12 protein-coding genes are annotated in these 13,541 nt (G+C 55.3%); 7 read left to right on the top strand and 5 right to left on the bottom strand.

What is annotated here, in order from left to right:
- The first annotated feature begins 21 nt into the window (after positions 1 to 21).
- The 7 genes from OUO13_RS14285 to OUO13_RS14255 all read left to right on the top strand — a co-directional run bounded on the left by OUO13_RS14285 (position 22) and on the right by OUO13_RS14255 (position 7,932).
- A complete protein-coding gene (locus tag OUO13_RS14285; RefSeq protein ID WP_283174577.1) occupies positions 22 to 3,747 on the top strand; it encodes a hybrid sensor histidine kinase/response regulator in 3,726 nt (1,241 codons plus the stop codon).
- A gap of 1 nt (position 3,748) precedes the next feature.
- Positions 3,749 to 4,780 (top strand): chemotaxis protein CheB, encoded by a 1,032-nt coding sequence (locus OUO13_RS14280; protein WP_283174576.1) that lies wholly within the window; start codon positions 3,749 to 3,751, stop codon positions 4,778 to 4,780.
- The gene (locus tag OUO13_RS14275; RefSeq protein ID WP_283174575.1) at positions 4,777 to 5,262 is read left to right on the top strand and encodes a chemotaxis protein CheW; all 486 of its coding nucleotides are present in this window, start codon (positions 4,777 to 4,779) and stop codon (positions 5,260 to 5,262) included. Before OUO13_RS14280 ends, OUO13_RS14275 begins: the two co-directional genes overlap by 4 nt.
- Before the next feature lie 134 nt (positions 5,263 to 5,396).
- Positions 5,397 to 5,690, top strand: a complete 294-nt coding sequence (locus OUO13_RS14270; protein WP_283174574.1) for a glycosyltransferase family 9 protein — start codon at positions 5,397 to 5,399, stop codon at positions 5,688 to 5,690.
- 126 nt (positions 5,691 to 5,816) lie between these two features.
- The gene (locus tag OUO13_RS14265) at positions 5,817 to 6,311 is read left to right on the top strand and encodes a glycosyltransferase family 9 protein (protein WP_283174573.1); all 495 of its coding nucleotides are present in this window, start codon (positions 5,817 to 5,819) and stop codon (positions 6,309 to 6,311) included.
- Positions 6,311 to 7,033, top strand: a complete 723-nt coding sequence (locus tag OUO13_RS14260; RefSeq protein ID WP_283174572.1) for a hypothetical protein — start codon at positions 6,311 to 6,313, stop codon at positions 7,031 to 7,033. Before OUO13_RS14265 ends, OUO13_RS14260 begins: the two co-directional genes overlap by 1 nt.
- Positions 7,009 to 7,932: a glycosyltransferase family 2 protein gene (locus tag OUO13_RS14255; RefSeq protein WP_346429357.1), complete on the top strand. Its 924-nt coding sequence runs from the start codon at positions 7,009 to 7,011 to the stop codon at positions 7,930 to 7,932. Before OUO13_RS14260 ends, OUO13_RS14255 begins: the two co-directional genes overlap by 25 nt.
- Here the strand turns inward: OUO13_RS14255 and OUO13_RS14250 are convergent.
- The 5 genes from OUO13_RS14250 to OUO13_RS14230 all read right to left on the bottom strand — a co-directional run bounded on the left by OUO13_RS14250 (position 7,924) and on the right by OUO13_RS14230 (position 13,512).
- Positions 7,924 to 8,982, bottom strand: a complete 1,059-nt coding sequence (locus OUO13_RS14250; RefSeq protein ID WP_283174570.1) for a polysialyltransferase family glycosyltransferase — start codon at positions 8,980 to 8,982, stop codon at positions 7,924 to 7,926. The two genes, OUO13_RS14255 and OUO13_RS14250, sit on opposite strands and share 9 nt — an antisense overlap.
- A 66-nt stretch (positions 8,983 to 9,048) precedes the next feature.
- The gene (locus tag OUO13_RS14245) at positions 9,049 to 10,029 is read right to left on the bottom strand and encodes a lysylphosphatidylglycerol synthase transmembrane domain-containing protein (RefSeq protein WP_283174569.1); all 981 of its coding nucleotides are present in this window, start codon (positions 10,027 to 10,029) and stop codon (positions 9,049 to 9,051) included.
- A complete protein-coding gene (locus OUO13_RS14240; RefSeq protein WP_283174568.1) occupies positions 10,026 to 10,769 on the bottom strand; it encodes an SDR family oxidoreductase in 744 nt (247 codons plus the stop codon). The genes OUO13_RS14245 and OUO13_RS14240 overlap by 4 nt, the downstream gene beginning before the upstream one ends.
- Entirely contained in the window at positions 10,766 to 12,064 is a 1,299-nt protein-coding gene (locus tag OUO13_RS14235) for an FAD-binding oxidoreductase (RefSeq protein ID WP_283174567.1), read from the bottom strand. The genes OUO13_RS14240 and OUO13_RS14235 overlap by 4 nt, the downstream gene beginning before the upstream one ends.
- The gene (locus OUO13_RS14230; protein WP_283174566.1) at positions 12,061 to 13,512 is read right to left on the bottom strand and encodes a UbiA family prenyltransferase; all 1,452 of its coding nucleotides are present in this window, start codon (positions 13,510 to 13,512) and stop codon (positions 12,061 to 12,063) included. Before OUO13_RS14230 ends, OUO13_RS14235 begins: the two co-directional genes overlap by 4 nt.
- Positions 13,513 to 13,541 lie beyond the last annotated feature (29 nt).

Below are 13,541 nucleotides of genomic sequence, written 5' to 3'. Positions count from 1 at the left end.
GAATTGCTGCTGCAAGAGCCAGTGACTGAAGAATTGCTCGTTGAGGAACCGCTGGTTCTGGAACAGCAGCCGTCTGACCTGATCGCCGATGAGCTGGTTTACGACCTGCCAGTCGACAACAGCGAGTTGCTGCTGCAAGAGCCAGTGACTGAAGAATTGCTCGTTGAGGAACCGCTGGTTCTGGAACAGCAGCCGTCTGACCTGATCGCCGATGAGCTGGTTTACGATCTGTCAGTCGACAACAGCGAGTTGCTGCTGCAAGAGCCTGTGATCGAGGAGCCTCTGGTTCTCGAACAGGAACCTTCTGAGCTGGTGTCTGAAGAGCTGGTTTATGACCTGCCATATGACATCAACTCCCTGATGAGCGAACCGGTTGATGCCGACGACGTCACTCTGTCTGCCGAACCGGCCGAGTCCGATGATAGGGCGGATGACGCTCTGACGCTGGATGTGTCGTTTGATCATGAGATTCCGGTTCAGGATGAGCTGCCAGTATCCGCGCAGGACATGCTGCTGATCGAAGAACCGGCCGCTGAAGATCCGAATGAGCTGGTTGTTGAAGAGCCCCTTGCCATTGAACCGGTTGAAGTCAATGAAAATGTGATGGATGTTGATGGCGAAGCCTTCGACATGCCAGACACTGCGGGCTTTAACCTCAATGATGTGATGGCAGCACATATGGCTGGCCAGCAACCGATATCTGCGGTTGAAGTTGAGTCGGAGCCAGAGTTCATTGCACCTGCCAGCGAGCCGGTTGCCAGTTATCAGGCTGACAGCGAACACGATGCTGAAGTAGACGAAATCCTCGAAATCTTCCTGGAAGAAGCTGAGGAAATCATCGAGTCGGTTGAACGCACGCTGAACGACTGGCGTGACGATCCGGAAAACCTGGTAAGTGTCGCGCGTCTGCAACGGGATCTGCATACCCTCAAGGGTGGCGCGCGGATGGCTGAACAACCAGCTGTTGCCGAGTTGTGCCACGAATTGGAAACCCTTTACGAACGTATCAACAACGGTCGTCTTGGCGTTGAAAGTGGTTTGTTCAACCTGCTGCAAGCGGCTCACGATGACCTTGGCGGTCAGCTGGATGCCATTCGTCACGGTGACAAGCCTGCATCAGCGGCTTCCATCATGGCGACCCTGTCAGCCTATATGTCCGGTGACAGCTCCGGCCTTGCCAACATTAGTGCTCTGGCACCGGCTTCTGCGCCTGTTGTCGAAGCCGTTGCCCCGGTAGAGCCTGAGATTGTCCATACTCCTGAAGTGATCACGGCGCCGGTTGCGGCTGCAGATCAGATTTTCTCTGAAAGCCTTGACGAGGCAGATCGTGAGATTCTGGAAATCTTCCTTGAGGAAGCCCAGGAGCTGCAGGAAGCTCTGGAAAAGACTCTGCATGACTGGAAGTCCCAGCCAGAAGAGCGTGATGCCGCCGCTGAAACCCAACGTGTACTGCACACCCTCAAAGGTGGTGCACGTCTTGCGGGCCTGATGGATCTGGGTAACCTCGCGCACGATTTCGAAACCGATATCACCCATGTGCTGCAAGGCTCCCGCTTGTTGGATGACGCTTTCTTTGATCTGGCTTATCAGCGTCAGGATGCGATTGTCCGCCGTATTGAAGAAGTTGCCCGGATCATGGCATCTGGTGATCTGATCATGCTGAACAGCAGCGGAATCGAGACCACTGGCCATGAATCCAATCCTGCATTACCTGAAGTAACGGCGCTTGCTGTTCCTCAGGTTGAGGTCGTACCGCAAGAGGCCATGCCATCCAACGTGGTATCACTGCGTCCACAGGCGGCTGCGCCGGCTCGTGTGGCCGAAGAGACTGCTGTTGCGGTGAATGCTCCAGCGTCTCTGGCAGGTTTGTCTTTGCCTGACCCGATGGCTAACCGCAAGGCGCCACAGGAACTGGTGAAAGTCTCTGCCGATTTGCTCGATGACCTGGTTAACCTCGCGGGTGAAACCTCGATTGGTCGTGGTCGTCTGGAACAGCAGGTAACTGACTTTGCCCACACGCTGGAAGAGATGGAGATGACGCTGGATCGTCTCCGTGACCAGCTGCGTCGTCTGGATATCGAAACCGAAGCCCAGGTGTTGTTCCGTCAGGAGCGTCAGGGCCCGGCATACGAAGACTTTGACCCGCTTGAGATGGACCGTTATTCCACCATGCAGCAGCTGTCTCGTGCTCTGGTGGAATCCGCATCTGACTTGCTGGACCTGAAAGATACTCTGGCCAACAAGACCCGTGATGCTGAAACGCTGTTGCTGCAGCAGAGTCGTATTAACACGGAACTCCAGGAAGGTCTGATGAAGACCCGAATGGTACCGTTCCAACGACTGGTGCCGCGTCTGCGTCGTATCGTGCGTCAGATCAGTCAGGAGCTCGACAAGCAGGTCGATTTCCGCGTTGTAAACGCTGACGGTGAACTGGACCGTACCATTCTTGAACGTATGATTTCGCCGCTGGAGCACATGGTGCGTAACGCGGTGGACCATGGTATCGAGATGCCGGTCGATCGTATGCGTAACGGCAAGAATGAAATGGGTATCATCGAACTGGCCGTTACCCGCGAAGGCGGTGACGTGGTTCTGACCCTCAGCGACGACGGTCGCGGTGTTAATCGCGAAGCCGTTCGCCGCAAAGCCATTGAACGTGGTCTGCTTGAACCGAATGCTCAGGTAGATGACTACGAGCTGATGCAGTTTATTCTGCAGGCCGGTTTCTCTACTGCCAAAAACGTGACCCAGATTTCCGGTCGTGGTGTGGGTCTGGACGTTGTAAGCACCGAAATCAAACAGATGGGTGGTGCGGTCGAGATCCAGTCGGTTGAAGGCCAGGGCACCCGCTTTGTGGTTCGTCTGCCGTTCACTGTATCGGTTAACCGTGCACTTATGGTACGTACTGGTGACGATCTGTACGCGGTACCACTGAATAACATTCAGGGTATCGTGCGGGTATCAGTTAATGATCTGCAGGAGTTCTACTCCAGGCCGCGTGCTGAACGTGGTTACCGCTACGGTGGTCGTGATTATCGTCTGGAATATCTGGGCGTAATGCTCGAAAACGAGTCACAACCAAAAGTGGCGGCGCAGAACCTGCCATTGCCAGTGTTGCTGGTGAACGGTGCCGTTCCGTACGCCTTGCAGGTCGACTCGGTACTGGGTTCCCGTGAGATTGTAGTAAAAGCACTGGGTCCGCAGTTTGCCGCGGTTATGGGTGTGTCCGGCGGTACCATCCTCGGGGATGGTAGCGTGGTAATCATTCTTGACTTGCCAGCCATGATCCGTGCACAGGCGACGCTGGAATATCAGCAAGCCAAACTGGCGGATCGCAGTCTGGCCGAACAGCGTCAGGAGAAATCCAGGCGTCAGGCGCGCGTACTGGTAGTCGATGACTCGGTAACGGTACGTAAGGTAACCACACGCCTGCTGGAACGTCATGGCTTCGAAGTCCTGACCGCCAGCGATGGTGTGGATGCCATGGCGACCCTGCAGGATCACAAACCGGACGTTATGCTGCTCGACATCGAAATGCCACGTATGGACGGCTTCGAGGTTGCGTCGCTTGTACGTCACGACTCGCGTCTGCGTGATATTCCGATCATCATGATCACCTCACGTACCGGTGACAAACACCGTGACCGTGCCATGTCGATCGGCGTAAACGAATATATGGGTAAGCCATTCCAGGAAGACAACCTGCTCGGCGCTCTCAACAAGTTGTTGGGGCGCGAGGAACGCTGAGATGGGCCTTCCCAGGGTCGGGATTCTGGCTGACGACCGCTTGCAACAGCATCTGCTGAGCACAGCGGTCGCTCATTTCGGATTTGAGGTAGTCATCAGTGCTGATCCCCAGCGGATGGCCTTGCTCGAACGGCAAATGCCGGAGCTGGATGTCTGGCTGGTGGATATCAACCGTGACGATGACGAGGATTTGCCGGGCTGGCTGGATAATATGCTGGACGGTGATATTCCGGTTCTGGTTGGCTTTGAAAAGGCGCCACATAAAGGCGCTGAAGATTATGCTCGCTGGCAGAAGCGCTTGCTGCAAAAGTTACGTGAGCTGGTTCCTGAACAGGTTACCGTTGCCGAATATGCCGCCGAGACGATTACTACGCTGGAGCGTTCGAGTCAGCCCAATCGCCATGTCATTCCGTTACCCAAAAACTTTGCTGAACTGAGACTGGATGGCCAGGTTGCCAGCCAGGTCTGGGTGTTGGGTGCGTCGCTGGGAGGACCTGGAGCGGTCAAAGCATTTCTGGATGCTCTACCAGCGGGTTTGCCGATTGCGTTTGTATATGCACAGCATATCGATCCGCGTTTTGAGAATACCTTACGCTCCACTATTGGTCGGCATTCTGCTTATCAGATGCGCAATTTTGAAGAAGGAAGTCGCTTATTGTATGGTCAGGTCATGGTGGCACCGGTAACAGCCGAATTTGTATTCGATAGCCGTGGTTGTATGCATTCACTGGGCACTGCATGGCCTGGTTCATACGGTCCATCAATTGATCAGGTAATGCTCAACGTTCATCGTTATTTTGGTCCTCATGCTGGCTATATCCTGTTTAGTGGTATGGGCAATGACGGAACCGATGCAACGATTACCATCACCGCAACCGGCGTGCCTGTCTGGGTACAGACTCCTTCAACCTGCGCCAACTCCTCGATGCCGGAAAGTGCGCTGGAAACCAACAAGGTTACCTTTCACGGTGACCCGTTCCAGCTGGCCAATCAGCTGGTTAACCGACTGAAAAACACCTGGGTACCGTTATGAATCAGGCTCCTGCTACTACCAACGAAACTGAAAAATCAGGCCAGATCGACTGTTTGTTGATCCCGCTGCGTGATCGTCAGCTGCTGTTGCCGAACGTGACAGTGGCCGAAATTATCCCGTTTTCGCACTTGCTGACCACCAACTCGGCGGTTGACTGGATTCTGGGCCGGATTAACTGGCGCGGTGTTACCATCCCGGTAATCTGCTATGAAATTCTGAACAATACCCCAGCGCCTAGTCCTAACCCTGGCGCTCGTTTTGCCGTTATTAACGGCGTGGGTAGCCACTCCCAGATGCCGTTCTACGGCATGCTTGTACAGGGCATTCCGCGTTTGAAGAAGGTGAAAGAATCCGAAATCCAGCAAATTGATGCCATGGGTAAAGGCGTTCTGGATTCCATGGCAGTTGCTGTTGATGGTGAAGAGTCAGCGTTTATTCCGGATATGGTCAGGGTTGAACAGAGTTTGTTGAAGTATGTCTGACAGGTTTTGTTGATTATTTATGTCGTCTGTCACTCCCAGTGGAAATCGTATTCTTGTCATGAATATGTCGGCGTTGGGAGACATCCTGCACGCATTCCCCCGCTATTACTGATGCGTGTAAGGCCTTTCCTGATTTGCAATTCGACTGGTTGTATGAAGAACCTTTTGCGCATATTGCTCGACAGCATCCTGCTGTTCACGAAATGATCCCTTATGGTCGTTTGCGTTGGAAGAAACAGCGTTTCAGTCGTTCAACATTATCAGAGCAGGTGAGCTTCTATCGTGAGCTTCGAGCTTGCAAGTATGATGCAGTCATTGATGTTCAGGGGCGAATCAAGTCCGCTCGTGTTACCTGGCTGTTTGGTGCTCCCGTGTATGGTCTGGATGCTCAGGTCGCAACAGACTCTGATACCCCGCTATTTATATAAAGCGGGCTTTCCTTCCGCCGGAGATATCAATGCAATGAATCGTCTGCGTCAGTTGTTTGCAGTGATTCTTGGCTATGAGGTTATAGGCAAGCCGGATTTGGGCATCGATCCGCAGAGTCTCGCTGCTTGTCCGCCTGCATGGCAGGGACAGCTGATCTTTTTTCATGGCACTACATGGGACTCCAAGCACTGGCCATAACAGATTGCTGCAGCAAGCGCGAGAAGCAGGAAAGGGGGCTGTTGCCATGGGGAAATGCCGACGAACATGCGATGGCGGAGCATCTTGTAGCAGCTGCCCACAGGGGAACGGTTTTACCCCGGATGAATTTATGGGATTTGTCCGGTGTTATTGCGCAAGCGTCGGGAGCTGTTGATGTTGATACCGGTCTTATGCACGTCGCTGCCAGCATGGTTGTTCCGACTGTATCAATTTTTGGCAGTACCAGCGTAGCTTTGACTGGTGCCATGGGCGCTCGAGTGGTTAACTTACATGCTGATTATGAATGCTCGCCTTGTCGACTGAAGATCTGCCCAAAGTTACAGGGTGGTAGCCCTACCTGCTATGGCGAGCTTGGTTTCAGCAAGGTATGGAGCCAACTGATGAATCTGCTGGATCAATAATGTACCAGTTTGTATGTGTGAAATGGGGTACGAAGTACCCGGCTGATTATGTTAATCGCCTTTTTAATATGATCAGTCGTCAGACCCATGGTGAGTTTGTCTTGTACTGCCTTACTGACAATAGTGAGGGGCTGCATCCTGCAATTCGCCCTCTGCCCATTGTCGACAACAGTCTGGCTGGGTGGTGGCATAAACTTAGTCTTTTTCAGAGTGATTTTTTCGGACTCCAGGGCGATATTCTGTTCACTGATCTGGATGTTGTCATCGTAGGTGGTCTGGATGAGTTTTTCAGTGTTGCTCCAGGAGCGTTTCTGATTACCCGTGATTTGGCAACTGGTGCTTATAACAGCTCGGTATTCCGTTTTCGTATTGGCAGTCAGGCCCAGATCTGGGAGTCATTTCAGAAACAACCTGATTACGTCATGAAAAACTTCAAAGGAGATCAGGACTGGATTACCGAGACGGTAACCGATGCCGGATTGTGGCCATCTTCCTGGGTTGTCTCATTCAAGAAGCAATGTAATTCCCGTATACCACGTTCATTTGGACGTATTGGAGTATTGCTGCGACAGCTTGGATTGATGACTGTGCGCGGTGAAGCGGTTATTCCGGATGGTGCTCGCATTGTGCAGTTTCATGGCAAGCCTGATCCTGAAGATGTGATAGATGGCCCGTACGATATTTACCGGCAGGCCCCTTGGATTCGGGAGTACTGGCGTTGATTTCTGATACTCGTACCAACGAGCCCCGCTTTCTGATTACTGTTCCTACCTGGCAGCGTGCGCATTTGCTGGATCGTCTGTTGGTTTCTCTGCAAGAACAGTCAGTATTCGAGTGGCAATTACTGCTGCTGGATGACTGTTCATCCGATGATACTCCGAAATGGGTGCAGAGCCGTCAGCACGACGAGCCGCGTCTGTTGTATCGTCGCAACCCGTTGAACCTGGGTTGTAATGGTACTCGTAATACCCTGTTGCAGTGGGCCAGAGAACTGGATCCTGATGCCTGGATGGTCATGTTGGATGATGATGATTTTTTGCTACCAAATGCTCTGGAGAACCTTGCTGCTCATATTGCGCGGCTGCCGGACGTGCGCTGGTTCGCGATGACATGTCAGTCGACTGACTCGACCAAAACTGTACGCTGTAAGCGTTATGGAATGCTGAATTATTTACAGCATTACATGTTCGGTAAGGTCATTCGTGGCGATTTGTTGCACTGTATTCAGGCAGCACATGTGGGTGATGCGGTATTTACCGAAAGACTGCGTAGTGGTGAGGAGTGGTTTTTCTTCTGTCATCTGGCCGTGCAAAAACCTATGTTCCTCATTGATTGTGATGGCGCTGTAAAAGACTATCAGGTCGGCGGCCTGTCGAATACAGGCATCAATCGAGCACGTAAACAGCAGGTGCTGGAACTGAAGATACAGGTGCTGGAGCCATTGGTTGGTACCAAGCCTCTGTTGCACCAACTCGTATCGCTGGCCCGTATCGAAACCCAGTTGGGGCATTACGAGCGGGCGCGCCTGCTGCTATCGAAAACTTTTGCGACATCACCTTTTTACGTGCGCCAGTATCGGCACTGGCTGAAGTTGGTGATGGCTCAGCGACGCTCAGTCTGAGGCTGTTGATCTCACTGGCTGGATTCCCAATGCCCGGAATAGTTCGCCAAACTCAGATGTACCAGTGGATGGCATTGAGTAGACCGCCAGTTCTTGGCGTAGCCATTTGGCTATCAGCAAAGTTGATGAAACATCTCCCCATATGGCGCACAGGGCTGGCAAGTGCGGTAGCATTGCTTCAAAGCTGATGTCGGCCGGCAGCAGTTGCACGCCGTCTTTGGCTAATTGCAGAATATCTGGTCCGCTGTTTCTTGGATGATATTTCGCTGCTACATGTTTGCCTTCTGCAGACAAGCGTTGAATATAACTCAGTACTTGTTGACGATAATCGGGGTTCTTCTCGAACAGCGATTCATGGGGCAGGGTAAACAGTACGTCGATTTGTCTTAACGATGCGGGATCAAAACCGTAATACGCCATAATAGCTGACGACAGGCTTAACATTGCAGGGCTGGTGAATCCTGCGGCATTAAGCGGATGAACCTTTTTATCTCGCAGCAATGGGTGGATCTGCTCTGAAAAGGCTACATGGACATGAGTAATCCAGTCCGAGCCACCTACTGTTGGCGGATTTTTCCACCAGTTACCATAGCTGAGTTTTTTCACGGCATTATCGAACACAGCATCGGCAAACCCCGATGATGCCTTGCGTCCTATGTAAGTAAAAGTACCTTCATCCATGTAGTGACCGATTGGATTACACCCCAGTTCGGTAGCAACGTTCATGCTGAATTGAAACTCGATGCGACGATCGTTGCCGACAAAAATATTGGTAGGGCGTAGTTGCGTGACCACTTGCTGCAATTGTTGAAACAGTAGCTTTCGTTTTTTCAGCTTGTTGAGCAAACCGGGAAAGCGCCCGTAAAACAACCGCACCGAAACAAACGGAGACTCTGGCCAGTCCTTTACGATATCGAAGAGTGGATAGGGCTTGCCTTCTGGCTGATCCATAAAGATCAGATGGGCTTGTTCATTCGGGCGCTCGGCAGCAATCACCGCCGCCGCGTACAGGTGCAGGATGGTAGAAGCGAAGTAGATCGAATTGGGCATGTCTCAGGCACCTGCAGTCAGATGTGTGCGGAGTCTACAACCTTGATTGGTAATCCAACAATGTGTTTATTCCTCAGTCGGAACCACTGTTGAGCCTTGAGGCGCCGGTTCCAGCAACAGCGCTATGCCTCCCAGCACCACCGCAAACCAGAGTGTCGCGAGGCGGATGACCAGCGACGCGGCGATGGCATCCGGCAGTGGCAGGCCATTGAGGTGCAGCAGTCCCGTCATGGCCAATTCGGCGCCGCCAAGGCCTCCGGGCATAAAACTGGCCGCACCGGCGAGCATGGAAATGGCGTAGATAAACAGTGCGGTCTGTACGCTGATATCGGCCTGCAACTGTTGAAGAATCCAGTAAAACGCCATGCCTTCGGCACACCAGGCCGCCAGACTGAGCGCGCTGGCTTGCAGCAGCAGGTGCGGTGGATGGCAACGACGGGTCGACATCAGCAGGTTGAATACCTTGTGGCCGATATTGGCCAGACGGGAAGGTAGAAAACGGCATTGCTGTTGGCCGTATTCCAGCAGGGTCTTGCTGGCCAGCAGTATCCAGAACAGTGGAATCATAATCGCAAACAGCCATAGCAGAGGGCTGTAATGGGGATATTGGCTGATGCCCACGGCCGCCATGGCCAGTACCGCCAACAGGTCGGAAATCCGTTCACTCAGCAGCGCCGACAGGCTGTCGGCATAGCGAACCCCTAGCGGCTTCAGCAGTAACGCCCGCAAGGCCTCACCTGCCTTGGCGGGAGTGGTCGTCAAGGCGAATCCTGCCAGATAGATACGGACATTGGTGGCAACCGGCACCCGGTATCCGAGTTGTTGCAGGTAGAGTCCCCAGCGCAGCAGACGCAGACCGTAGTTGACCAGTGACATCATCAGGGCGAGCACAATCATGCCAGCCCCAATGCGACCGATGGCGCTGCTGACCTGTTGCCAGCCACCCCAGACGGAGAATCCGACATAGCCGATGGCGGCGGCGACGATGGATAAAATCAGCAGCCGCAGTCGCCAGCCGCTGAGCCATTCACTGCTGGCGGCACTCACAGTGACAACCTGCGGAAAATGACATCCGGGATCAGACGGATAATCAGCATGATGTAGCGCCAGAAGCCGGGGGTGTACAGGCAGGTGCGACGACGCTGAACGCCTTCCACGATCTGCCGGGCGACCTGTTCCGGCGTCGCCACCAGCTTTTCCGGTAATGGCAAACCGGCCGTCATTGGCGTGCGGACAAAACCGGGTTTGATCAGGGTGACGGCGACACCGGATTTCGCCAGGCGCGCCATCAGGCCGGACGTAAAGGCCGACAAGGCTGCCTTGGCGGCTCCGTAGAGGTAATTGCTGGCGCGGCCACGATCACCCGCGACCGAGGAGATGACGGCCAGCGAGCCGCAGCGTTGCTGTTCCAGCTGATTGGCCAGCGGGGTCAGCAGGGAAATCACGGCGGTGGCGTTGGTGCTGAATTCCTGTACCGCCACGCTGGCGTCCTGCTGGCAGCGATTCTGGTCGGGCAGGGTGCCGGGAGCGACCAGTGCAATATCGATCTGGCCCAGTCGCTGGCTGGCTTCGGCGATGACGATGCCGTGGCGACTGGTGTCGCCGAGATCCAGTGTCAGGCAATCCACCTGCTCAGCCCCGCGAGCCTGCAGATCCTGTTGCAATTGCTGCAGGCGTTCTTCGTTGCGGCCGACCAGAACAAATCGGCAGGGCCCCCGGCCCAGCCATTCGCGGGCACAGGCGGCGGCGATGGCCGACGTCGCACCGATAATCAGAATTCTGTTCATTGGGTTACCCGTTGCCAGAAAAGGGATTGAATGTGCTGGTCGCGCCACTGCTCGACGTCCTGCCAGCGAGGGTAGAAGTGGCGGAAATCGTCGGCCTGCATGTGGGCGTCCTTGGCCGGATACAGGCGTCCACCGGCGTCGCGGACGATGGCATCCAGGCGTTCAAACAGGGGTTGCAGGCGTTGCGGGGACGGAAAATCGAGAGCCAGCGAGGTACCTGCCATCGGGAAGGACAGGAGTCCGGGCGACGGCACATCGCCGCAACGTTTCAGTACCGCCAGAAATGACCCTTGTCGCGCTTCGGCGATGGCATCCAGCAGCGAGGCAATGGCCTCCCGTTCATGGGCGGATGGAATCACGCACTGGTACTGTTGAAAGCCGCGCGGACCGTACATGCGGTTCCAGTGGCTGATGCTGTCGAGCGGGAAAAAGTACGGCTGGTACGGGCCTCGGGCCAGCGTTGGTCGTGCCGGTTTGGTGTGCCAGTACAGATAGTTGAAGGCGCGCAGGGACAAGGGATTGACCAGCGATAGCGGTGGCGTCAGCGGCATGCCCAGCGGCAAGGGGCGCCAGCGTGATGGCTCGGCATAACGGGCGTGCTGTCCGGCAAAATAGACGCCACGGCCACGATCCTTGCCGCTGGCCAGACAGTCCAGCCAGGCAACGCCGTACTCGTGGCTGCTATCGTACTGGTCGGCGAGGTCAAAAAAGTCGTCGAGGTTATGAAAGCGGTGGGTGATGGCATCGATCTGGCTGGTACTCACGGCCTGCAGCCGAATCTCCGCCCACAGAATGTAACCTGTGAGCCCAAGCCCGCCGATGGTCGCCTGAAACAGCGCCGGGTTGTCACTGGCACTGCATTCCAGCAGCTGGCCTTCGCGCCAGAGCGCCAGACGCTCGATATGACAGCCAAAGGTCCCGTTCCGATGGTGATTCTTGCCGTGCACATCGTTGGCGATCGCACCGCCGAGGGTGGCGTGTCCGGTACCCGGCACGACGGGCAAAAACCAGCCCGCAGGCACCATGACCGTCAGCAGATCGTACAGGCTGATACCGGCTTCAGCACGGATGCGGCCCTGGTGGCGATCAAAGGCAATGACGCGATTCAGCGAGCTCATGTCGAGCAGGCGCTGGTTGTGGGCGAGGCAGACGTCGCCGTAGCTGCGGCCCCTGCCAAACGGCAGCCCCGGTTGCCATTGTGCCAGTCGGGCGGGTAACTCATCCCGCCACTGCAGCGACTCGGACGATTGATGGATAGCCGGGTAGCGGCCCCAGGATTGGCGGCTCTCGCTCACAGTGCAACTCCAAAGCAGAAGGCCAGCAATCCAACCGTAATCAGGCTGGTGCGGTCACGAATGGCAAACAGTACCGGGTCGTCCTGCATTTCTCCCCGGTGGGTCAAAAACCAGACGCGAGTGATCCACCAGAGCATGATCGGGCAGGCAAGCCACAACAGTTGCGGATGGCTGTAATGCACGGCGGTGGTCGGGTCCTGGATGTAGAGTGCCAGAATCAGCACGGACAGAAAGCCGCTGCTGACGCCCATGCTGGCGACCATTTCCAGATCGTCCGGGTAATAGCCACGGCCTCCGGCCTTGGCTGTCTGGCCTTTTTCGCGCGCCTGTTTCAGTTCGGTAAAGCGTTTCATCAGCGCCAGACTGAGGAAGATGAACAGGGAAAACGTCAGAATCCAGAAGGTCAGAGGCACCTGGATCACCAGCGCTCCGGCAATGATGCGCAGGGTATAGAGCATCGCCAGCGTGATGACATCAATGGCCATTTTGCGCTTCAGCCAGAAGGAATAGGTCAGGGTCAGCACGAAGTAGCAGAGCAGTGCGAGTGAAAAACCGCCAGGCAGAAAGGTGACAGCCAGCAGCAGCGGACCTAAAGCCAGCAGCGGCGACAGCAGCGCGGCCTGCAACGGCGGTATCTTGCCCGCCGCCAGCGGCCGACGGCATTTGCTCGGATGCTTGCGGTCGTCCGGCAGATCCAGCAGGTCGTTGAGCAGATAGGCACTGGAGGCGCAGCTGCTGAACAGCAGTATTCCGGCGAGGGTTGCCAGTACGGCGGCAACGCTGCCAAACTGGTGGGATGCGAGCAGGGGCAGCAGCAACAGGGCATTCTTGCTCCACTGATGCGGGCGCAGGGCTTTCACCCAGGCTTGCAGTGGTGTGCGGGAGTCACCGATCACCCGCAGGACATTACCCCGTGCAACGGCCTTGCCTTGTACGCTGGCGGGTGTGTTGACCAGAATGGCGTGACGGGCCAGCTGCCATACCGGCAGGTCGTCGTTGGAGTTGCCGACATAATCAAATCCTCCCTGGCCAAAGCGCTCCTGCAGAGCGGTAGCCTTGTGATGAGCCGACAGATTGTTCTCGCCATCACTGGCCAGCACTTGGTCAAAACAGCCGAGATGATCGGCAATCGCGTGGGCAATGGATGCATGACTGGCCGTGGCCAGAATGACCGGACGCTGCTGCAGGCGGGCTTCGTCAATCAGCGCTAGTACCGCCGGGTTGTAAGGAAGGTGCGCGGGAGAGAACAGGGAATAGTCTGCCAGCCGCTGTTTCAGCACTGCCTTGCCCTGAGCCAGCCAGCCTGGCAGGTGACGAATGGCCAGAGGATCGCTGCGTAACAATCCCAGTCCGCTTTCGACCAGCATGTCGGTGCTGATCAGCGTGCCATCGAGATCGACAACCAGTGGTGGAGTGATATGTGTTTGTTCTGTTGCTTTGGTAATCATGGCCTGATTCGTTGTGTGTTATTCACTGT

Source organism: Parathalassolituus penaei, from assembly GCF_026626885.1.
Classification (GTDB): domain Bacteria; phylum Pseudomonadota; class Gammaproteobacteria; order Pseudomonadales; family Oceanobacteraceae; genus Oceanobacter; species Oceanobacter penaei.
Note: the sequence above shows the minus strand (reverse complement) of the source record. Positions and strands in the feature narration are given on the sequence as shown.

Coding starts and splice junctions, on each gene's coding strand:
- OUO13_RS14280 (WP_283174576.1), top strand. CDS start 3,749: ATGGGCCTTCCCAGGGTCGGGATTCTGGCTGACGACCGCTTGCAACAG.
- OUO13_RS14275 (WP_283174575.1), top strand. CDS start 4,777: ATGAATCAGGCTCCTGCTACTACCAACGAAACTGAAAAATCAGGCCAG.
- OUO13_RS14260 (WP_283174572.1), top strand. CDS start 6,311: ATGTACCAGTTTGTATGTGTGAAATGGGGTACGAAGTACCCGGCTGAT.
- OUO13_RS14250 (WP_283174570.1), bottom strand. CDS start 8,982: ATGCCCAATTCGATCTACTTCGCTTCTACCATCCTGCACCTGTACGCG.
- OUO13_RS14240 (WP_283174568.1), bottom strand. CDS start 10,769: ATGAACAGAATTCTGATTATCGGTGCGACGTCGGCCATCGCCGCCGCC.
- OUO13_RS14230 (WP_283174566.1), bottom strand. CDS start 13,512: ATGATTACCAAAGCAACAGAACAAACACATATCACTCCACCACTGGTT.